The 21,934-nt window shown below is 32.2% G+C and carries 23 protein-coding genes; 3 read left to right on the forward strand and 20 right to left on the reverse strand.

Annotated features, from left to right (window positions below; all coding sequences use genetic code 11):
- Positions 1–235: 235 nt before the first annotated feature.
- The 4 genes from JMUB898_RS10830 to JMUB898_RS10845 form a co-directional block, all read right to left on the reverse strand.
- A complete protein-coding gene (locus JMUB898_RS10830) occupies positions 236–796 on the reverse strand; it encodes a GNAT family N-acetyltransferase (RefSeq protein WP_002441390.1) in 561 nt (186 codons plus the stop codon).
- Positions 797–917: 121 nt separating this feature from the next.
- Entirely contained in the window at positions 918–1,214 is a 297-nt protein-coding gene (locus JMUB898_RS10835; protein ID WP_002441387.1) for a hypothetical protein, read from the reverse strand.
- Between the two features lie 156 nt (positions 1,215–1,370).
- The gene (locus JMUB898_RS10840) at positions 1,371–1,826 is read right to left on the reverse strand and encodes an SA0632 family lipoprotein (RefSeq protein ID WP_002441386.1); all 456 of its coding nucleotides are present in this window, start codon (positions 1,824–1,826) and stop codon (positions 1,371–1,373) included.
- A 57-nt stretch (positions 1,827–1,883) separates the two neighbouring features.
- Entirely contained in the window at positions 1,884–2,339 is a 456-nt protein-coding gene (locus tag JMUB898_RS10845; RefSeq protein WP_002441384.1) for a GNAT family N-acetyltransferase, read from the reverse strand.
- 145 nt (positions 2,340–2,484) lie between these two features.
- On the opposite strand from JMUB898_RS10845, the gene JMUB898_RS10850 reads away from it, so the two are divergent.
- Positions 2,485–3,174 (forward strand): DUF1129 family protein, encoded by a 690-nt coding sequence (locus JMUB898_RS10850; RefSeq protein ID WP_002441382.1) that lies wholly within the window; start codon positions 2,485–2,487, stop codon positions 3,172–3,174.
- Positions 3,175–3,362: 188 nt separating this feature from the next.
- Here the strand turns inward: JMUB898_RS10850 and JMUB898_RS10855 are convergent, their stop codons facing one another.
- The 9 genes from JMUB898_RS10855 to JMUB898_RS10895 all read right to left on the reverse strand — a co-directional run bounded on the left by JMUB898_RS10855 (position 3,363) and on the right by JMUB898_RS10895 (position 12,023).
- Positions 3,363–3,851 carry a DUF456 domain-containing protein gene (locus tag JMUB898_RS10855; protein ID WP_002441380.1) on the reverse strand — a complete coding sequence of 163 codons (489 nt, stop codon included), beginning with the start codon at positions 3,849–3,851 and terminating at the stop codon, positions 3,363–3,365.
- A gap of 6 nt (positions 3,852–3,857) precedes the next feature.
- Complete coding sequence (locus tag JMUB898_RS10860; RefSeq protein ID WP_002441378.1) at positions 3,858–5,066, reverse strand: sugar efflux transporter; 1,209 nt, start codon at positions 5,064–5,066, stop codon at positions 3,858–3,860.
- A gap of 67 nt (positions 5,067–5,133) precedes the next feature.
- The gene (locus JMUB898_RS10865) at positions 5,134–5,988 is read right to left on the reverse strand and encodes a LysR family transcriptional regulator (protein ID WP_002441376.1); all 855 of its coding nucleotides are present in this window, start codon (positions 5,986–5,988) and stop codon (positions 5,134–5,136) included.
- 92 nt (positions 5,989–6,080) lie between these two features.
- The gene (locus tag JMUB898_RS10870; RefSeq protein WP_037541165.1) at positions 6,081–6,686 is read right to left on the reverse strand and encodes a ribonuclease FAU-1 family protein; all 606 of its coding nucleotides are present in this window, start codon (positions 6,684–6,686) and stop codon (positions 6,081–6,083) included.
- A gap of 273 nt (positions 6,687–6,959) precedes the next feature.
- Complete coding sequence (locus JMUB898_RS10875; protein WP_002441373.1) at positions 6,960–7,433, reverse strand: cupin domain-containing protein; 474 nt, start codon at positions 7,431–7,433, stop codon at positions 6,960–6,962.
- A complete protein-coding gene (locus JMUB898_RS10880) occupies positions 7,433–8,149 on the reverse strand; it encodes a YebC/PmpR family DNA-binding transcriptional regulator (RefSeq protein WP_002441371.1) in 717 nt (238 codons plus the stop codon). The genes JMUB898_RS10875 and JMUB898_RS10880 overlap by 1 nt, the downstream gene beginning before the upstream one ends.
- Positions 8,150–8,419: 270 nt before the next feature.
- Positions 8,420–8,779: a transcriptional regulator, SarA/Rot family gene (locus tag JMUB898_RS10885; RefSeq protein ID WP_126502001.1), complete on the reverse strand. Its 360-nt coding sequence runs from the start codon at positions 8,777–8,779 to the stop codon at positions 8,420–8,422.
- Between the two features lie 125 nt (positions 8,780–8,904).
- A complete protein-coding gene (locus tag JMUB898_RS10890; RefSeq protein WP_145985564.1) occupies positions 8,905–11,070 on the reverse strand; it encodes an AraC family transcriptional regulator in 2,166 nt (721 codons plus the stop codon).
- 293 nt (positions 11,071–11,363) lie between these two features.
- Complete coding sequence (locus JMUB898_RS10895) at positions 11,364–12,023, reverse strand: Bax inhibitor-1/YccA family protein (protein WP_037541161.1); 660 nt, start codon at positions 12,021–12,023, stop codon at positions 11,364–11,366.
- Between the two features lie 430 nt (positions 12,024–12,453).
- Between JMUB898_RS10895 and JMUB898_RS10900 the strand changes: the two genes are divergently transcribed.
- Positions 12,454–13,260, forward strand: a complete 807-nt coding sequence (locus JMUB898_RS10900) for a LysM peptidoglycan-binding domain-containing protein (protein ID WP_002441362.1) — start codon at positions 12,454–12,456, stop codon at positions 13,258–13,260.
- A gap of 364 nt (positions 13,261–13,624) precedes the next feature.
- Here the strand turns inward: JMUB898_RS10900 and JMUB898_RS10905 are convergent, their stop codons facing one another.
- The 7 genes from JMUB898_RS10905 to JMUB898_RS10935 all read right to left on the reverse strand — a co-directional run bounded on the left by JMUB898_RS10905 (position 13,625) and on the right by JMUB898_RS10935 (position 21,244).
- Positions 13,625–14,635, reverse strand: coding sequence for an inorganic phosphate transporter (locus JMUB898_RS10905; protein ID WP_126502003.1), 1,011 nt, complete (start codon positions 14,633–14,635; stop codon positions 13,625–13,627).
- 14 nt (positions 14,636–14,649) lie between these two features.
- Positions 14,650–15,267 (reverse strand): DUF47 domain-containing protein, encoded by a 618-nt coding sequence (locus tag JMUB898_RS10910; RefSeq protein WP_002433514.1) that lies wholly within the window; start codon positions 15,265–15,267, stop codon positions 14,650–14,652.
- A gap of 546 nt (positions 15,268–15,813) precedes the next feature.
- Positions 15,814–17,703 (reverse strand): FtsX-like permease family protein, encoded by a 1,890-nt coding sequence (locus tag JMUB898_RS10915; protein ID WP_002441358.1) that lies wholly within the window; start codon positions 17,701–17,703, stop codon positions 15,814–15,816.
- A complete protein-coding gene (gene vraF / locus JMUB898_RS10920; RefSeq protein ID WP_002441355.1) occupies positions 17,693–18,454 on the reverse strand; it encodes an ABC transporter ATP-binding protein VraF in 762 nt (253 codons plus the stop codon). Before vraF ends, JMUB898_RS10915 begins: the two co-directional genes overlap by 11 nt.
- 141 nt (positions 18,455–18,595) lie before the next feature.
- A complete protein-coding gene (gene graS / locus JMUB898_RS10925) occupies positions 18,596–19,636 on the reverse strand; it encodes a histidine kinase GraS/ApsS (protein ID WP_002441353.1) in 1,041 nt (346 codons plus the stop codon).
- Complete coding sequence (gene graR / locus JMUB898_RS10930) at positions 19,629–20,303, reverse strand: response regulator transcription factor GraR/ApsR (RefSeq protein ID WP_002441351.1); 675 nt, start codon at positions 20,301–20,303, stop codon at positions 19,629–19,631. The genes graS and graR overlap by 8 nt, the downstream gene beginning before the upstream one ends.
- A 17-nt stretch (positions 20,304–20,320) precedes the next feature.
- Positions 20,321–21,244, reverse strand: coding sequence for a Rossmann-fold NAD(P)-binding domain-containing protein (locus JMUB898_RS10935; protein ID WP_037541160.1), 924 nt, complete (start codon positions 21,242–21,244; stop codon positions 20,321–20,323).
- Between the two features lie 116 nt (positions 21,245–21,360).
- On the opposite strand from JMUB898_RS10935, the gene JMUB898_RS10940 reads away from it, so the two are divergent.
- Complete coding sequence (locus JMUB898_RS10940; RefSeq protein ID WP_002441345.1) at positions 21,361–21,867, forward strand: GNAT family N-acetyltransferase; 507 nt, start codon at positions 21,361–21,363, stop codon at positions 21,865–21,867.
- Positions 21,868–21,934: the final 67 nt, after the last annotated feature.

Consider the following 21,934-nt stretch of genomic DNA (forward strand, 5'->3'; position numbering starts at 1 on the left):
GCTTATGCTAAACTTTCTTCAACTCTAGTCATCCTTGCCGGGGCGATAATACGAATTCTTAAATTCTAGAATTCTGTATCGCTCCCATTGCATTAGAACTACTAACCTTCACTTTGTGAAGGAAGTACCCTCAAGGTTTACAATAACTTTGTTATTGCATAAGAGTTACTAACCTTCACTTTGTGAAGGAAGTATATTCAAGGTTTACAATAACTTTGTTATTGCATAAGAGTTACTAACCTTCACTTTGTGAAGGAAGTAACTCTTTATAATATCTGACGTGGCGTTTGAGTGGGTGGTATTTGCTGAGGTCAGGAAATTCAAAGTTATCTAAGAATGTCATACCAATTTTTTCCATTACCTTTCTAGAGGGTAAATTGGTTTCTGAGGTGAAACTATATAATTCAGTAATTCCTTTTTCCATCGCATAATCCATTACAGCTTCAGCGCCTTCTGTGGCAATACCATTCCCCCAAACTTCAGGAATAAGTCTCCAACCAATCTCGTATAATGGTAGTTCTTTAAAAGGATATTTACTCTCTTTAGGAAGATAATTCACTCCAATGAATCCTATCCATTCACCTGTTTCTTTTAATTCGACAGCAAAAAGTCCAATTCCCTTTTCTTTTATAATCTCATCCATTTTCCTCATATCTAATTCAGAACGACGATAACTTAATAAACTTGGAAAGTATCTTCTCACTTGGCGGTTCGCGTTCATTTGTTGAAAAGGTAATAAATCTTTTTCTTCCCAATCACGTAACTTTAAACGTTCAGTTTCAATGTAAGTTCCCATGTTAAACACTCCATTTTACCGAAAAAGCTAAATATATCCTTATTTTAATACAAAATTAACGCGTTATGAAGCTGTCCCCACTTTCATATCGCGCTAATTGAATAATATTAATATTAGTGATTTATGCCTTTGAGATATAACTAATTAATTCCACGTGAACTGGAATTTCTTTTAATCGGTCACGTTGTTCTTTAGGTGCAGTAAACGTTGCATCGATAAAATCATTTTGATGATTTAAACGATAAGTAGCAACGAATGTGTCAGTATCCGATTCAAAGTTTGGTAGGTGCGCAATGACACGTTTAATTTCACTAGTTGAATCGACGATTGTACGTCCTGTAATGTTTTCTAATTCTCTCCCTAATTCAGGCAGTGTAAGATTTTTACCTTCTAAAATATTAAAATCTTGTTCATGCATCGTTAATCTCTCCTCTTAAAGATGTATAAAATCAGTCATCTTTTGAAATTTTGAATCCAAAACTATGTTAAATGTTTAATTTGATTATTCATTAGAGTAATTTATCAATTATAATACCCGCTTCAATGCACCATCAAACGTTGATTAAATGGCAAGTTATGAGTTAGACGTGCTCTTTGAATCTTTGTTTTTATTTGTTGACGCTTTGTCCTGTGTTTTTTTATCAACATTTTGATTCTGTTCACTGGACTGCTTAGCGTCCTTAGATGATGCTTTAGATTGATCTGACTTCGATGTTTCTGTTGATTGTTTTGAATCGTTAGAAGATGCCTCGTCTGAACCATTTTCCTTACTAGAATTTGATTTGCTCTCTTTAGATGATTTTTTTGAAGTATCTTCAGCAGGCAGTTCATCAATATCTTTCTGAAGACGATCTTGCTTATCTTTGAGTTTATCTTTTTGAGTTTGTAAGTCTTTCTTTTGTTTCTTTAAATCTTTATTCTCTTTCTCTAATTGATTAATGCTTTTTTCTAAAGAAGCTTTTTCGTTACTTTTACCGCATGCTGTTAACATTAAAGTTGAGGCTAAGAGTAAAGTTAACCATTTTTTCATGATAGACTCCTTTGTAAGTACTTATAAATACAATTTATTTTAACATGATTTTTTAATTTATTCATTTTTTCCCTTTAAATTTTTAGTCATTTTCAAATGCGTTGTATGATATCCTAAATGATTATTCAGTTGTATCATGGAATGATTATCAATATTCACTGTACTTTCAATCACTGTCGCACCTATAGAAATTGCCCATTCCTCAATCGTGTTTTTAAGATGTGTGGCGATGCTCTGTTTTCTATATTCAGGTTTAACATATAATACCTCAATTTGAACAACGCTCATTTGCGGTTCATAGTGTGCCCATATAAACCCCTCGAGAGTAGTATTTTGTTCACTGACAAAAATCGCGTCTTGAGAATATTTTAGACGGGCTTTAAGCATTTCATATCTTAGAGAGATAGACGTTGTGGTAACTTGATAATTGGATTCATTTTCAGAAATTAAATGTTCATGTATTTTCGCAATTTCGTTCAACCATATTTTATCTTCTATGGTAATGACTTTCATCTTAAAAACACCTCAATCGTTAATGATATGATGAATACATTTATGATATTATTAGTCATAATAACATGCAAAACGTAGATGAGTTATCAATATATGATGGCTCACTGGTTTTATTTTCAGACAATAAAGGAGCACTTCAATTATCATGAAATCAACAGCACAATTAACAAAGGAGAATAATGTTAAATCTTTACGACTTAACAATACCGATCGTGAGATATTTGAAAACTACATGACGTATATCCGTGCCGATTTAAGCGTCAATCCTCATGACTCTGAGCTGATGTTAAATCGCATATTAAAGCATTTAATTCGTGCTGAAGATAAGGGAATGCTTGCGATGGAGTTCTTCGATCATGATCCTAAGGCACATGCTAAAAAAGAACTTAAGTCGCTACCTAACGAAACGATTAGGAATATTTTCAAATATATATACCATAATTTCATTTTCCTAATTGGAATATTTTGCTTTTTAAAGGGATTTATCGGCTTTTTTATTGGTGGCGATAGTAATTATTTATATCTCTATACTTTCCCAATTACTGTTATTGTAGGATTGTTTATTATTTTCCTTTTCATATGGATGAGCTTTCGAACCGTGCAATTGCAATGTTTCAGTAATTCGTATTGGGTATGGTGGCTCACTTATGGCGTGATTGCACTACTTTTAGTCGCGCTATTTTATGTGTTTTTTATTCCACAATCATTTTTAGCTTTTGGACCATACATTAACGTTAGTAATTGGACTTTTATAATTATTGCTATTGTAATTACGCCAATTGCCTTCTATATTAACCATCATTTCTATAATAAAGACGCAAATACACGCGTATAAAAAGGGAGAGGGACAGAAATATAATTCAGCAAAATTATATTCGTTGTCCCACCCCGGCAAGGATGGCTAGGATTAAAAGAAGCTTGATATAAGTGCACTTTTAATTCAGACATCTACTGCCAATATGTTAAGAAGGCTGAGACAATTAATTATGTCCCAGCCTCTTTTCATGATTAGAAAACGATGATTTAATTAAATAAAAACACATCGATAAAGAACCATATCACCATAATTACCATGATGATAGCTTGAGCAACTGTACTCGCTAAAAAAGCAACAACTGAACCTAAACTTACTTTTAAAGCGTTCTTTACATCAAAGCCATTCAGTAGCTCAACGACAAATACTGCTACTAATGGCACTAAAATAATACCGAAAGGCGGAAATACAAAGCACCCTAGTATGACGCCTGCAAGTGCAGTATACTCACCTAACTTGCTCCCACCAAATCGAGCCACGAAATATTTATTCATCATGAAATCCGCAATAAGAATCAACACTGTGAAGATAATCATTGCTACGTAGAACACCCACGATAAATGACCATCATTAAAACCAAATTGATAAATTAAAAATCCTATCCACATCACAAGAATAGAAGGAATGATGGGTTTGACTAATCCTACAAATGCTAAAATAAACATAAGGATAATAAGTATCCATAAAATGACAGACATAATGATCTACTCCATATTTTCTTCAGTTATTTTTTGATCTTTCGTAAAAAATATCAGTACCATTCCTACAAAAATTGAGCCAGCTGAAACAAAGAATACATTTTCCAAACCAACCCAATGACTCATGGCACCACCCAATAAATTACCACATAACTGCCCTATGACCATAGCGTTTGCAAATAATGTTGAGGCATAACCTGGGAAATCAGGTAATATATCTTGAAAGTAACTGATTCCTAGTCCAAGCAAGATAGCCAAGAAAATTGCTAAACACACTTGTCCGGCTAACATCATATAGAAGTTTTTAAACACACCAATGCTAAAATAGAATGCACCACCAAAGATTGAACCAATAATCAATAATGTACGTGTTGGAAGTTTAGCAGAAAGTATACCTAGTATCACCATAAAAGGAACTTCTAAACCGGCACATAAACTTGCTAAATAACCGACATAGCCTTCCTTTTCCTTTAAGTAATCTGTAACAAATAATGGCATATTCATCGTATACATCCATTGACCAATATGTAATAGAATAAATGCTATAAATGGAACCAATAAAGTCTTATCTTTGAACATGTTTGGTGCAGCCTTTTCAACATGTTGTTGAGAGGAGATTTGTTGTTCAGCTGGTAAATTCTGATAGAAAAAGATTTGTAAAATGAGCGTAAATAATATAATGGCAATTGTACCACCAAATAACCCTGAATATCCCTTCAATTCAATTAATTGCGCACCAATAAAGGGACCAAATAAAAAGCCAAGTGAAAACATAGAACGTAAAACGGTGTTCGCAAACTTCGCGCGGTCTCGTGAACTGGAAATATTAATTGATTCTCTTGCTGAGGCATATAGTTGTGGCATAGCGGGAGCAAATAAACCTTGAAAAATTGCATATAAGACAATAAATAACCATATTTGATGTACGTAAAAATAAATTGAAAAGCTAACTGCGCCCATGAATAAAGCAGATATAATGAGTATCTTTCGATTGACGTTATGTGTATCTGAAAATCTTGCAATGATTGAATTAACTGTAAATTGACTTATCGCTGCAAGAGCGAGTAATAATCCATACTGAGTTGTTGTCATTCCTAAATCTTTTGTTGCGAATAAGACGAGGTAAGGTACAGTCACTGCTATACCCATGCCAAGTAATAACATATTCACAACAAATAACTTATAGTTCTTAATTTGCAACAGTGCTGTAAACATCTTTCCAACCTCTATTCTTCTATATAAAATATACTTTCTGTAGTATATTAGAAAACTGCTTAAAAAACTAACGAATAAAGTTCAACATTAAATTCACGAAGGAATCAACTTGTGGAAGTTGTAACATACTTCCATCATAACTCATGTATGTTGAACGTATGAGTGGTTCATCTTCAATACTTACCTTTTCAAATTCAAACATATTCTTATCAATATTCTTCATCATAATTTCAGGAAGAACTGTCACACCAACACCACTTAATAACATTTCTTTACATGTGGCAACTTGGTCTACTGTGATGGTTGCATGATAATCCTGTCCTAAATTATCGTTATACCATTGTTTAATTTGATTGATGTATATTGGATCTGCTTGGAATTCTATAAATGGTAATTTTGTAACATCCTCACGACGGTCTTTCGGATAGATAAAGTAATGTTCATCATTAAATAAATGCGTGTTAGATAAGTTCATCACTTTATTTCCTCGCGTGATCATCACATGATAATCGCGGTGATTGGCTTTGATTTGCTCAGTAGAACCGACTTGAACTTGTATCTCAACGTTTGGAAATTGTGTATTATATAAGCTCAATACTTCAGGTAGTAACGTTTGACCTATTAATGATGAACAACCAATTGAAATGGTGCCATTCACTTCTCCAATATGTGCCTGCATTTTATCGAAAAACAAGCGTTCACGTTTTAACATATCTCGTGCATGATCAATGATCATAGCTCCTTCGGTTGTTGTGATAAGTTGTTTCTTTGTACGTATAAATATTTCAACTCCGAATGAACTTTCAATAGCTTTTAAACGTTGTGTTACAGCGGGTTGAGAAATATATAATATCTCAGCAGCTTTCCGTAACGTCTTTGTTTCATCTAATGTGATGAGTAAACGATAATCATCAATTTTCATAGCGTCCCCCTAAATATTTCTGTCCTTAAATCTTGCTATGATATTTTAGATTTCAGTTGATAAACTTTCTAAAATATTGTCCTTTTTATATTTTAATTTGTCTTACGTCGGTGCTGTCTATGTTTATTTCTCGGTTTGAAAGGACGTTTCTGTTTGTTCTTTTGAGCCTTATGATTAATCTTATGATAACAACGCATAACCTTTTCTTGCACATCTGAAAAGTTTTCTTCAATTTCAATCATTAATTGATGCGCAATAATATACGCCTCATGATATTGTTTCTTAGAAATTTGTTTATTCTGTAACGCAAACATCAAATCATCTTCATCTACAAGTTCATATTCACCTGAAGGTAGTACAAGGACATCTAGACATAAATCTAATGTGCGTGCATTTCCTTTTTGAGTAATATTCTTTATATTAATATCAAAATAATATTCTAGCGGATGACCTTTATCATCAAACATGACAGTGATGCTGTATCGCTTTTTTTCTGGTAGTATCTGCAACCATTTATAATTGTCATCTGCGACTATTATATTTTGTCCAACTACCGTCACCTCTAAAGGCTCACGAACCTTTTTCATCGTGACCAAGCCGATAATACCTTTAAATCTATTATTATTAACTTTAACCTCTGTATACTCTCTCTCTATCAGGCGACGCCAGTGACGTTTATCTATATATTTTACTTTCACAGTCACCAACTCCTTGTTTTTATTATATTAAACTGGTTAGTTAATGTCATCTTATGTTTTAGATTGATGACTTTTACATTTAAATTCTCAAAAGTATATTAACTCTATTTTACTATAGATTGATGCAATTTACTTAAAATCGACAAAAATACTATGCTTTAATCATACAAAAAATGACAAACAACAGAGGACACTAACAACTACTATTTTACTTACTAATGTAGTACGAGCTCCCACTAAAAAAAGCACGTCCAAAATAAATGGACATGCCTTCTATTTATGCTTTATAGCATACTTGTTTATTATGTTTTCCAAATTTGGATACTGCTCAAGCAGTTGATTTCGTTCAAATAATTCAAAGTGCTCAAACTCAAATGCAGGTTGGCACATACAACCGACTAAACTATAGCCCTCATTACCATCTAACGAAGAAGCGAAAATCGTACCCTTAGGAACACAATACTGCAGTACATCACCGTCAGAAATATTGCGTCCCAAGCGAGCTGTACGATAGACCCCATCTGGCATAATCATGTGAATAGTTAAAGTCTCTCCAGCATGATGATACCAAACTTCATCGGCATCAATTCTGTGAAAATGTGAGATCTTCTCATGCGTTAATAGAAAATATATACTACTATATGGCGCTCTATTTACATCACTATCTCGAAGTGTTTCTCTGTAATATCCACCTTCAGGATGGGCTATCAGTTCAAGTTGTTGAATCCACTCTTGTGCTGTTTGCATTATTTTAAATCTACATTGTGGAATACATTTTGAACATCTTCTAAATCTTCAAGTGCATCCACTAACTTTTCAAATGTAGCTTGGTCTTCTGCAGATAACTCAATATCTGTTTGTGGTAACATCTCAAATTCTGCAACTTTGAATTCTTCAATTCCTGATTCACGTAATGTATCTTGAACTTGCGCAAATTGATCAGGTTCTGCATAGATAATTGTAAGACCATCTTCGTCTATAACATCTCTCACATCAACATCTTGTTCCATTAATGTTTCTAGAATTTCATCGGCAGATTTACCTTCAACACCAAAAGTAGCTGTATGGTCAAACATGTAAGCGACTGAACCAGACACGCCCATGTTACCGCCATTTTTACCAAAGGCAGCACGAACGTCAGAAGCTGTGCGGTTAACGTTGTTAGTTAAAGCATCAACGATTAACATTGAGCCACTTGGACCAAAACCTTCATATCTTAAATGGTCATAATTTTCTTCTCCAGCACCTTTTGCTTTATCGATTGCTCTATCGATAATATGGTTGGGTACTGAATATGTTTTAGCACGTTCTAATACTAAACGTAATGCTTGGTTAGATTCTGGATTAGGTTCACCAGATTTTGCTGCTACATATATTTCTTTGCCGAATTTGGCATAAATTCTACTTGTATTTTTATCTTTTTGGGCTTTTTTCTCTTTAATGTTGTTCCATTTACGTCCCATAATGTCATCTCACTTTCGTACTCTATGCTCTTCATTATATATTTTGGATGAATTTTTGTAAAATCACATAATTCAATGTAAACCATTGTCATATCAATATTTTAATCGTCAAACCTTCCCTATTTACTTAGCTGTTTCAACTATCTATACAAAAAAGCTGTCATCAAAGTGAACACCTTTGACGACAGCCTATCATCGAGAACTAGACTTATATTATAAATATATTTTAAATGTCGATGAAACCTATTACTAAGCATCGACACCTTTAAGTTAAATGTCTAAGAATTTCTCAACATCATTAAATAAAGCATTAAATTTCTTTAAGTTATCCTCATTCATATATAGAAAAATTTTCCGTTCATCTCTAGTTGATCTTACTTTGCTTAATCTTTCTTTATCTATCAATCTACGAATTGAAACCAATAATTTTGTTCTACTCAATTCTAATTCATTTATTGCTGTTTTTAAAAATGCCTGCATGAGCACTTGTTCTTCTAAACAATATTTTCTAACTAAATCTAATACAGCAAGATCATTTAATGTCAACTTATATTCTTTATCTATATATTCAGATAATGCTTTATATCGTTTGTAAAAATCTAGTAGCTTTTCTAGTTTCTGTTCATTCAAGACGTGCACCTCCAAATATAAGTAGACAATGTATAGTAACATTATCCTAAATATATGAGTCATTGTCTTTGGCATTTGTTTTTAATCATTTGTCAAAATTACCAATAAATTTAAATTGAATTGCGTCACGCCTTTTTTAATCTGTTATCTTTTTTATAAATCTTTATGAGATAAACAGCGTTATATTTTAAATTCACTTTTAAAGACTTATCCTTAAAATCATGCTCAAAAATCTCAACATACGGTTTAAAATTATCTTCAACTTTAATTAGAAACTTAGTAGACCAGTCGTATTTGCTTCGCAATTCTTGAGAAATAATGTGATTGATATTACCACTTTCATTATCAATTTTAGCCATTACACAAATGTATTCATCTGCTAATTGTGGATCCTCAAAACTAATATCAACTTCTATATCATTGAAATTGTCTCCTTTTGATTCACTTTCAATCACGCGCCAATCAAATAGATAAAGCAAATATCTGTCTTCATTCTCTACAATATTATAGAAACGTTTTTCACACTTATTTTGATTAATCATCCAACTTAAATCATTAAATATAAGTCCTAATGTTGTTTTAAAGCCATTTTCATCAAATAAATGAACTGCGTTAAATAGATTGGGGTGAGAAAATAAGTTTAATCCATAACCAGAAAAGCTTTCTTTCAATTTAGCAACAGATTGATATAAAAGTGGAGCACTATTACTTAAATCAATTTCTTCATTATTTAATAATTGGTGGTTCACTAAATTTAGAAAAATAAGATTCTCTTTGTCAAAATCAAACTGTTCTAAATTAACATTCAAGTGTTGCAATTGGAGTATATTCTTTAGGAACAGACCCCCGTTGCTTCCCATCAAATAAGGAGAAGTTAACTGCGCATTATCTATATAAAGATAATCAAACTTTAATCTCTTAATTTGAGATTCTAATGCTTTAAATTGAGTAGGATCATCAACCATACAACTGATATCTAATCCTACTTTGTATTTCAACGGCATGTTTTGCATTTTTAAGATATCTCTATAAATATCGCGTATTTCTTTTTCTTTTAAATTAAAAATGAATTGAACTTCATAATCTTTATCTATCACAGAGGATTTGTCACTGAATTGATTTAGCCCCCACATGAAACTCTCTTTTAGTTCATTGACACGTTCAATTTCTTCAATATGAAATGCGACATGTAATTCATTCTCGATAATGGTCTGACTGATATAATTTTTTTCGTTTTCTGTTAAATCATTGCTATATTCGTATAAATGAGGCATAAAGTAAAAGATAATATTAGAATCTTTGAAGCCAATTCTTTTATATAAACCCTCTAAGAAGAGAACTTTGATTTCCTCGACAGTATTAATTTGAATCACTGAATAAAAAGTTGATGCCTCTGTATGAGGGGAGGCATCAATTTTAATTTTATCGTAAGCATCAGAAACGTTATTAGGTGTGACAGAACGAATAAGTTTTCTTAGCGGCGCTTTACGATGATCAGGTATTGAATCATCAGAACAGCCATTGTATTTATCATATTTCTTCATCGTTCGATATTCGTTAGGTGTAACACTTAAATAATTTTTAAACTGTTTTGAATAGGTTGAAGCATTACTAAAACCTAATTTGTCGCTGATTTGACTAATCGTTTTATCTGTAGTCAATAACATCTCTATCGATTTACTAATTTTTAAAGTATCAACATATTTTTTGAAACCCATCCCCATTAATATATGAAATTGAGAGGATAAATTAGACTTGGATACATATAATTGATTTGATATATCTTTTAAAGTCAATCTTTCACTCATATGGTTATATATATAATCTAATTCTTCTTTTAAGTCTCCATAAAATGCATATATGTATTGATCTTCGGCTATTTTTTTATCGATACTTGCCTCTTTCGCAAGTGTTTCAACAATTTTATTAATAAGTTCATGCTCTTTATCAGTATTATCATCAAGAAAATTTAATGCAAGTTCAGCCATTAGATATTTAACTTCATTCGTAGATTTAATCAGTTCAGCAGTATAATGATAATCAAAGAAATTGTATCCTAACTCTGTAAACCAATCGCTAGAAATATATATTTCTAGTGTTGTACCATTACTATTAATACCAAATACATCCATATTATTAACGATATATAATTCGTTCGTTAAGGTTCTATGTTTTCTAAATGGTTGAAGGTGCATGCTTCCCTCTATTGGCCAAAATAAAAGAATCCCATCTTGGCAACGAGTTGTCGAATACTCGCTTTTAGAAAGTATATGCAAACAGGAATTTGTCATTACTTTACCTCTTTTCCTATTTAAATAGCCTAATATAAAAATGATTTAAACGTCACTCATATTTAACAAGCGCCAATCTAACACAATACGAATGATATATCAAAAATGAAATTATATATATAATCAATTGTTTTTTATGTGTCTATTCCATCTAATTATATAGTATATAAAAAGATGGGGCGTTAAAATTCCTTTAAATAAACAATGATCAAGTCAATTATATAACTTCATTTCTTCTCATTAGGAACCAATACACCCACATCTTGAATATCACATATTATAGATTTAATAATTTAATTTTTAAAGCGATTAGCTAATCTTAGTATATCTTTTATTATATTTAATAAATTGATAAAAAGATTGAATCCCATTTCTCTTGGTGAAAACTGACCTCTTTTCATTCTATTAAAATCATAAAGCGTATAAAGTAAAAACAACAATAAACTTACGACTGTTATAACTGTATGAAATAGCGAATTATGAATAAATAAGCCTATTAAACTTGCAATAATTAACGCGATTAATGTTACAAATAAATATTTGCCAATACTTGAAGCATCATTAATTAAGAAATACCCAACAATTCCAAATGCTATAAAAGCGCCGATTGCGAGTAGTATATTTTTATAAAATACTTCTGCTCCTAAATTTTGCAAATAAGAAGTGAACATAGCATATGACAATAAACCAACAATGATTGCATATATATGTGAAATGACTATCCCGTACTTACGTGCTCGTTTAATAAATAAAGTGGCTAGTAAAATAACAAATAATGCTATAGATAATGGTCTTCGCCAAGACAAAGGTAAATATTGGCCAAAGTAACAACCAATCCCAAATATAATCCAATAATACATAAAGAATAACCAAACTTTGCCATAAGCGTGAGACTCATGCTTATCTTTAGTATAACTTTGAGCATTACCTCTACTGTGTGTCGATTGCGACATCAAGAAAACTCCTTTTTCTATCATTAAAATAACCGATTACTAAAAGTTTACAACAATATGTAAGATTTCAAAAGTGTTTGATTTAATAATGTCTAAATATATTGAAGTTTTCGAAAATTTGTTATTAATAATTATTACATTATTACAATTTCGAAAATTTTAATTTCGCTTAATTAAATTAAACTTCCTACAAACCCTGTAAAATCAACTATCACACATCAAAGACTTAAAGTATACAAAATGTTAACAATATTACAAGATAATAACAAAGCACACAGACGCTATTATTTTTGTTAGTATTGGGTACGTAATAAGAAAGTATAGTAAAAAGTAATTAAAGAGTTCGATTCATGAAAAAGACTTTTAGGGACAATAGGTCTACATATTAAACTCAATTAAAAATTTTAATTACATTTAAGGAGGAGTCACTTTGAAAAAGTTAGCCTTTGCAGTAACAGCCGCTTCAGGTGCAGCCGCAGTACTTTCACACCATGATGCTGAAGCTTCGACACAACATAAAGTTCAGTCAGGAGAATCATTATGGAGCATTGCTCAAAAATACAATACTTCAGTAGATAGTATTAAACAAAATAATAATCTAGATAGCAACATGGTGTTCCCTGGACAAGTCATTAATGTAGGTGGAAGTGCTTCACAAAGCTCAAATTCAAACACTTCTTCAAACTCTGGTTCAGTTTCTACACACAATGTGAAATCTGGAGAATCATTAAACATCATTGCAAATAAATATGGTGTATCAGTAAATGCTTTAATGAAAGCTAATAATTTAAATGGTTATTTAATTACACCTGGACAAACTTTAAAAATTCCTAGTGGTGGTTCAGGTTCTGGTGGAGCTGCAACTACTCAAACTGGTAATGGTAGTTATAACTCACCTACTTTTAATCACCAAAACCTATACACTGAAGGTCAATGTACTTGGTACGTATTTGATAAACGTGCGCAAGCTGGTAAATCAATTAGCACATACTGGTCAGACGCTAAATTTTGGGCAGATAATGCAGCTAATGACGGTTATCAAGTAGATAACCAACCTTCAGTTGGTGCGATTATGCAAAGTACACCTGGACCATATGGCCACGTGGCTTATGTTGAACGTGTGAATGGTGACGGAAGTATTTTAATTTCTGAAATGAATTATACTAACGGACCTTACAACACTGATTATCGTACAATTCCAGCTTCTGAAGTATCACTTTATGCATATATTCATTAATTTGTGATCATCACATAAATTCAAAATAAGAGCTCTAAGACACTTTCTTTAGCGAAAGCGTCTTAGAGCTTATTTTTGTTAATTAGGTCTAGATAGAGAGGATATATCCAACTATCACTCATTCAATTTAGTAGTGTTAGTTAAATGATACGAAAGCACCTTATCTTAATAGTATTTAAGGGCTCAATTACATGTTAATACGAAGTATTGAATATAAAAGTAGCAGTAAGAAGATTTCCATTAGGAATCCTCTTACTGCTATTATTTCTGGAATGATATTCCATGCTCTCACTCGATATCAATACAAAGTTCATCGAATAAGAACTTCATCTTTGTATATGAGATAGCATATATTTTTGTATCTTTATTTTAAGAATAGATGAATGATAAAGTATATAATTCCAGCTAAGATTGCTGAAATCGGTAATGTAATAACCCAAGTCACTACCATACGTTGTGCTGTACTCCATTTAACGCCTTTCGCACGGTTAGAAGCACCTACACCAAGAATTGATGAAGACACAACGTGTGTTGTTGATAATGGGAAATGTAGTGATGATGCTACGAAAATTGTCAATGCAGACGAAAGATCCGCTGCTGCACCGTTAGCTGGACGAATTTTCATGATATTACCGCCTACAGTTTTGATAATTTTCCAACCACCTACTGCTGTACCAAGACCCATTGCAGTGGCACAAGCAATTTTTACCCATAACTGAGGTTCTACACTAGCACCATTCTGAAGATTTGCAACGATTAATGCTAGAGTGATAATCCCCATTGATTTCTGAGCATCGTTAGTACCATGTGAGAATGATTGTAATGCTGCTGTGAAGATTTGGAAAAATCTAAAGTTACGGTTTGCACGTGTTAAATTCGCATTCTTAAACACGACTTTCACGATGGAATACATGATAAAACCAACGCAAAATGCAATGATTGGTGAAATAATCAATACGATAATAATCTTCGTAAAACCATGATAATGTAGAACAGCGAATGATCCTTGTGACGCGATAGCTGCACCTGCAATTGATCCGATTAACGCATGTGAAGAAGAACTTGGAATACCATACAACCAAGTTACTAAATTCCAAATAATTGCTGCAATAATCGCTGCTAATACAACAACTAAACCATGCTGTAACTTAAATGGATCAACAATATCCTTAGTAATAGTTCCAGCTACTCCAGTAAATGTTAAAGCACCAATAAAGTTCATAACTGCTGCTAACAAAATAGCAGTTCTAGGTGTTAACGCTCTTGTTGAAACCGCAGTTGCGACAGCGTTAGCTGTATCATGGAACCCATTAATAAAGTCAAATATTAATGAAAATATAACTATAGCTATCGTGACAATTAAAATATATGACATAAATGAAGACTCCCTTAGCTATTTTTCATGATTATAGTTTCAAAATTATTAGCAACTGTTTGGCATTTATCAGCAATTTCTTCCATGCTTTGATAAATATCTTTTATTTTAATTAATGTGATTGGATCCGTTTCACTGTTGAAGATGTGTTTCATTGATTGTCTTAAGATTCCGTCACAGTTTGTTTCAAATTCTTTAATATTAATAGAATGAATACGCATGTGAGATAACTTTTTATCTACTAATAATCCTACAGCAAGCTTCATTTCAGCTACTGCTTTTTGGATATTTTCAACAAATTCAGCCATGTACTCATCAGTGTACTCAATTGAATACATTTCAAACATAGCAGATGTCTCTTCCATCGCATCTAAAACATCGTCGATCGCATTACATAAAGATAGGATATCTTCACGCTCGATTGGTGTAATAAACGTTTGGTTTAAGTCAGTGATAACTTGATGCATTAATTCATCACCATGTGACTCATACGTTTTAATATTATCAGAATAAGCTTTCAAATCTAGGTGTGTATTAAAATCCATCTTACCGAATTCAATTGCTGCACGATCTAGGTTGAACACCATTTCTTCTAATTGAACCATGAACTTATCCTTTTTCTTACTAAACATTCAAAATCCTCCATTTTGAGCGATTGTCACCAATCACATTCGTAAATTTTTAATCCATAAGACAAGTGGTTTAGGAACTTATTTACAATTTTCAGAAAAAAGTAGCAAGCAACTTTCTCATTGTAAATACTATGTAAATTTATTATAAAGTAAAACATTGCGGACGTTCTTAAATATACCGTTTTGTCCCTACTTGAAAATATCACAAAATTTACATAACTACAATTCTATTTACAAATTCTTAACAAATAAGAAACTTAAATTTTACATATTTTTCTGATCAGTGTGTCGAAATTCCGAACCATTTAAATAAGAAACCTATATATCAATACTTAATACCTACTTATAACGTTCCCAACCGCTATTAAGTGAAAATAAATTGATATATGTGTTCCATGACAAAGTTAACGATTCATTTAATAAAATTCAACTATTTATTCACGACAAGCGACTTAAACAAAATAAAAAGCTTAGCATCAAAATTAAATTTACATGCTAAGCCTTTATTTTCCAGAAATGTAATAATCCGTTCCTGTCATTTTTATATTAAATTGAATGTCTAATTGTGCGTTTCGAGTGATTGTAGCCAATCACTGCGAATACTGCATAAATACCAGTATACACAGCCATAACTATAAAAATAGGTAGTTGATTGGTTACGCCCATAATATGCATGTATGCGAGAGATGCAAAATAGCCATGTAATAAAGCAACAATTAATGGTAAGCCAAAGTTAAATATGACCTTTAGCTTAAGTCCCTTCGACATATCTTGATGCGTAAATCCAAGTTTTCGCAAAATAGAATAATTTTCAAGTTCATCCTCAGTTTCATCAATTTGTTTAATATATATAATACAGCCAGCTGCAATGAGGAACGTAATACCTAAGAAAGATGTAACAAATAGCAAGACACCTGTTAAGCTTGTGATTTCACTTGCTGCTTCACTACGTGTTTCGATATTTTTACTAATATTTTGCACAATATTCTCTAATTCTGGCAGGTCTTTCTTATGTTTAATATCAAATCCATATTGAGATACAATATTTTTACCTTTAGCGTGCGCTCTAAGACTTTGATAATCTTCATCATTTAACACTAATGTAGCCCCACCTAAATCTACATCAGCCATGAAATAAACTTTATTTATAGCTTTTCTTAATTTTACTTTGACATGATGTGCTTTCGAACCAATATAAGTCGAGCCTTTTTTATCTACTTTTACAACGTCTTTAATAGACCCTCTAGGAATAATAATGTCAGTTTGTCCCTTATCAATATTAACGTTAGGAATATACTTGTCACTAGTCACAGCGATGAAACTTGGTCTAGCAATACCTTCTGTAAACATATGATCCTTGTATAATTTAGCATAAACGACTTCTTTATAATTGTAGTAATGTTCAACGTTACGATTGTTGAGATCATATGCCAATTGATTTGCTTGCTTTTGACTTTTCAATGTAACGTCGTGCGGCGAATTAAGTAATACTTCATTAGTTAATGTACTTCGACTTAATGCAGCGAAACAAAGTACAGATACTGTAATTGCCGAAACGATGGCCATTACCGTCAGTGAAAAAGCATTCTTTTTGATGCGATAGATAATTGAGGATGTGAACATGACATCCGTCACACTGATATTGCCATTTCTGAAGTGCTGAATTGTCTTAAATACTAAGGACACTGTACTTCTAAAAAAGAAATATGACCCTAGCACCGTTAGAAATAATATAATGAATGGCTGTAAGATAGAGTCGATATTTTCTATTAATTTAGTAGATAAAAAATATCCTCCCACTATCATAATAATGCCTAGTAATCCTAATGTGATTTCACTAAACGTAATTTTTGTTTCATTCACTTCTTTTTTAGTTAAATCTGATGCAAGTTCTGAAATAGAACGTTTGCGAATAAAAATATAACTTTGAATGATAACAAGTAAATATGCTACAGAAATGAGTACAAGTGTTTCTATAATAGCGTGATAACTAAATATGATAGATACACTAATGTTAATACCTAGTAAACGTAGCACAATCATTAGGAGTATCTTTGAACCAAAAATACCTAAAATAATACCAACGATGGCTGTCATTACAAAAGTCATGAGTTGTTCTATCATAATCATTCTCATGATATTCGATCGTGTTAAACCAATAATTTGCAATAGCGATAGTTCTCGCCCACGTCTTTTCATAAATAAAAAATTAGCATAAAGTAAAAAAACGACGATGATGATAAAAAGAAAATAACTTCCAACTTGTGAGCCTTCTTTAAGAATGGGATAGGATTGATTGCCGTGAAGATGGTGAGCATACTTTAATGTGACAAAACTAAAATAGAGTATAACGCTGATGATAAGTGATAATAAATATATGGCATAATGTGCAATATTCTGCTTAAAATTCTTAAATATAATTTCATTAAAACTCATAGTTGACTCCACCAAGTACACTTTGGGTTCTGATGATTTCTTTATAAAATGTATGTTTATCATCGTCACCTTGATAAATTTCGGTAAAAATCTGACCGTCTTTTAGCATGACAACTCTATTTGAAAAGCTTGCAGCAACTGGATCATGGGTAACCATGATGATTGTAGTATTAAATTTTTCATTCATTAGTTTTAATCTTTTAAGTAAATCTTGGGTGCTTTTAGAATCTAAAGCGCCCGTCGGCTCATCAGCAAAAATAATGGATGGAACATTAATAAACGCTCTTGCAGCAGATGTGCGTTGACGTTGTCCACCTGACAATTCTGATGGATATTTGTCGCTGATATCACTAATATTTAATGCTTCTGCGATACGATGATAACGTCGATTCATCTCTTCTTTATCGACTTTTTGAACAGATAATGGAAGCATAATATTTTCTTTTACTGTCAATGTATGCAAAATATTATAATCTTGGAAAATAAAACCAATGTCTTTTTTTCTGATCTCAGACAATTGTTTATTCGATAACTTTTCAAGTTGCTTACCATTTAAAGTAATAGAGCCCTTCGTCATATAATCTATTGAACTGAGTACATTCAATAACGTCGTTTTCCCTGAACCTGATGGTCCCATAATAGAGATGAATTCACCTTCATCAACGCTCAAATTAATATCTTTCAAAACTTCTTGAGCTAAATTTTTACTGCCATAAATTTTTGATAATTGTTTCACTTCTAGAATCGCCAAATTATCACTCCTGTCTTACTTCACACAACTTATCTCTTTTAAAAGTCAAAGCTAAACATGACTATTATTTGTTATATATACTCTTTTATTATAACGACAATAAATTACAAATGTGATAATTGTAAGTAACAAAACGCATGTTTAAAATGACAATCTTGTCACTTTAGACATGCGTGCTACAATTTCATTTTGCTGTGGAAAAATGAAATAAAATGTTGTTCCTTGACCTACTTCTGACTCTACTTTCACATCAATACCCAATTGATCCTTGACGCTATGAACTAAGTAAAGTCCCATACCAGAAGATGCCGTTTCATTTCGATTCATCGTAGATGTAAATCCTCTGTCGAAGATTCTAGGTAAATCTTTTTTACTTATTCCTCTACCATGGTCTTTGATTTTTAATACGACATGACCATCTGCCATATAACTAGATAAATCGATAGTCGTATTTTCACTATATTTTAATGAATTGGAGAGAATTTGTCTTATCATCATTCTGCACCATTTCACATCTGTATAAACCTTATCAACATCTTCAAAGTTTAATTCAAACCCAATATCCTTCGCTTGACTAATATGGCGAGTTAATTGAATTTCATCAATAACCATACGTTTCAATTCAACATGGTCGAAGTACATATCACGATTCTGTGATTCCAATCGCGTTAAGTATAGCTGTTTATCTAGCATTTCATTAATTCTAGCCCATTCAAATAATAATGCTTTTTTACGTTGATCATCCGCTTCTTGATCAATCAGTAATTTCATTGCGGTCACGGGCGTTTTAATATCATGCACGAATTCAGTTATCGTTTGTTCATGATTTTTTATTTGTAATTGTTGTTCAACGACTTTATCTTTTTGTGTTGCAATATGACGATACAAATAATCGACCATATGTTGTTGAAATGGTGTTTCAGCTAAATCTTTATGCTTGATTTCCTCAATTTCCTTATTTTTATAAAAATGTTTCGACAAACGTACTTCCTTAACAAAGGTAAATAACAAGAAGAGCACGCTCAACCCAAGATTTAAGAACACGATGTAAGCAACACTTTCGACAGAGATATCATAATCAATATACGAGATACCTAACATGACGAGGTTAAGGAATATAATCCACATAATCCAGTTAATGCGTGATCTTACAAATAACCAAAACCATTGTAAATTATTCATGTGCCATATATCCTTTACCAACTTTAGTCTCTATCGCTTCATCCATATTGATATCTGCCAATTTTTTTCTGAGACGGTTCACATTTACAGTTAAAGTATTATCACTTACAAAGGCTTCATCATCCCATAAAGCTGTAATTAAAGTATCACGAGTCACGATTTGATTTTGTTTGTTAATCAACATTTCTAAAATAATCATTTCCGTTTTCGATAGAAAGATGGTTTTATCACCTTTTTGAATGCTATCTTTGGATAAATCAACCACAGTATCTTGCCAATTTAGTGTCCGTTTTTCTTCTACACCAAATTCATATACACGTCTATAAATTGCTTGTAGCTTTGCGATAAGTACATTCGTGTAAAAAGGCTTTTGCATATAGTCATCGGCACCGAGCTCCATACTCATCACTTGATCCATCGGGTTATCTCTTGAAGATAGGAATAAAATAGGGACATTAGATTCCTGTCTCATTTTTCTACACCAATAGAATCCATCATATTTAGGGAGTTGAACATCTAAAATAACAATTTCTGGATTAAATTTTTCAAATGTATCCATCACATTGCCAAAATCCTCTACCCCTGCAACATTGAAATCCCATTGTTCTAATTCTTTTTTTAATTCTTGAAATAACGTATTATCATCTTCGACCAGAAGTATTTGCATAAAACATCACCCGATATCTATTTTGTATATTTGAATTTCTCGCCTGACTGGACACGCCCTTGGAAATGTTTGATTCTACAATCAATTTCAAATCCTCTCATAAACAGTCCTTGAATAGGTGCTTGAATAAAGTAATAAATCGGCCAGAATAATTTAGGTATATAATCATATAAATGCACCATGACTAATGAGCTACCTTTCAGCAGTCTAAACTCTAGTTTCCCTTGCTTTTTCAGGTTAGGTTTGACCAATTTACCGCCAACTAAATGTAATGTAATAATATCTTCAGCTGTTTTTGTTTTCTTGAAAATTGCTAATGGCTTTTTACTATTTTTGCGATAAATAATGTAATCTTCATTTTCTTTTTTAGCATGGACGAAAGTCCCTTTCGTTTCATCCAACCATTGACAATAGTAGTCCACAAGTTGATTTAAAGTCCATTTTTTCGGTAATACCATTTTCATAGCAGTTCGGACATCATCATATTTAGATGGTTGTAGTTCAACATTAATATACGGCCGTTTAACTTCAACATTCGTTCGTTCAACAGGTGCACCATAAGCACCTAAGCGCTCCATTGTTTCATTATCATGGCGACTTCCAGGTATATAGATTAATTTCTTAATTTGGTTCAATGCTGCAGCCCTACCAAAATTATCTGCTGCAATTAAATTTAAATCTCTTGCAGTCGCTTGTGTTAATTTCGCAGAGTTTTTAGTTGGATCTAAATAAAATACTGCTATATCCATACCTGCCATTGACTCAACAACATTTTCATAATTAAATATATCGCTCTTTAACCACGTTATTTCTTCTGCCGAACCTTTATCTGGCTTAGGGTATTTAGATAATGCGTAGAGCTCTGCATCATTTTCAATCACGCTACTTAAATATTTACCGATGTAGCCAGTACCACCTGCAAGTAAAACCTTAGGCTTCATGGTTATCGACTCCTTAATTTCCTTATATTTAATAATTATTACTGATTCAAGCACAAAGTCCCAAACTATACTATAATAGAAACTACAATTTACTTAACTGAAAATGGAGTGTTTTCATGGCCCACGTAATTCGTGAAATTAGTATAAAAGACGTTGAAAACTTTATAGATTTGTTAAGCAAGATTTATGATGAATCAGAATTTACATTTTATAATCCTGGTGAATACTCACCTAGTATAGCGTCGGCTAGTCAAAATTTAGAAAACTACATTACCTCGCCGTCTAAAGCTATATATGTAGCAGAAAGTGACGAACAGCTTGTTGGATACGCCTTTGTCAATACCGAAACATACGAACGAACGCAACATGAAGCTGTCATCTATCTCGGTGTTAAAAAGTACTATCAAAAACATGGTGTCGGCCAAGCGTTAATTAACGCCATTGAAGCCTGGTCACTCAATCATAAAATCCGACGCATTGAAGCCACAGTTGTCACTGAAAATGGACGTGCCGTTGAACTCTTCAAAGGGACAGGATTCCAAATTGAAGGCGAACTTAAAGACAAGCTCTATATCAACGGACATTATTACAATGAATACGTAATGGCAAAAATATTGAATTAATGTTTTGTCTCATTTCAAATTTTACCACATATTAGAAATTTTAAATAACGCTATCAATTTAAAGATT

Origin of the sequence: Staphylococcus caprae (assembly GCF_003966625.1) — a bacterium.
GTDB lineage: Bacteria > Bacillota > Bacilli > Staphylococcales > Staphylococcaceae > Staphylococcus > Staphylococcus caprae.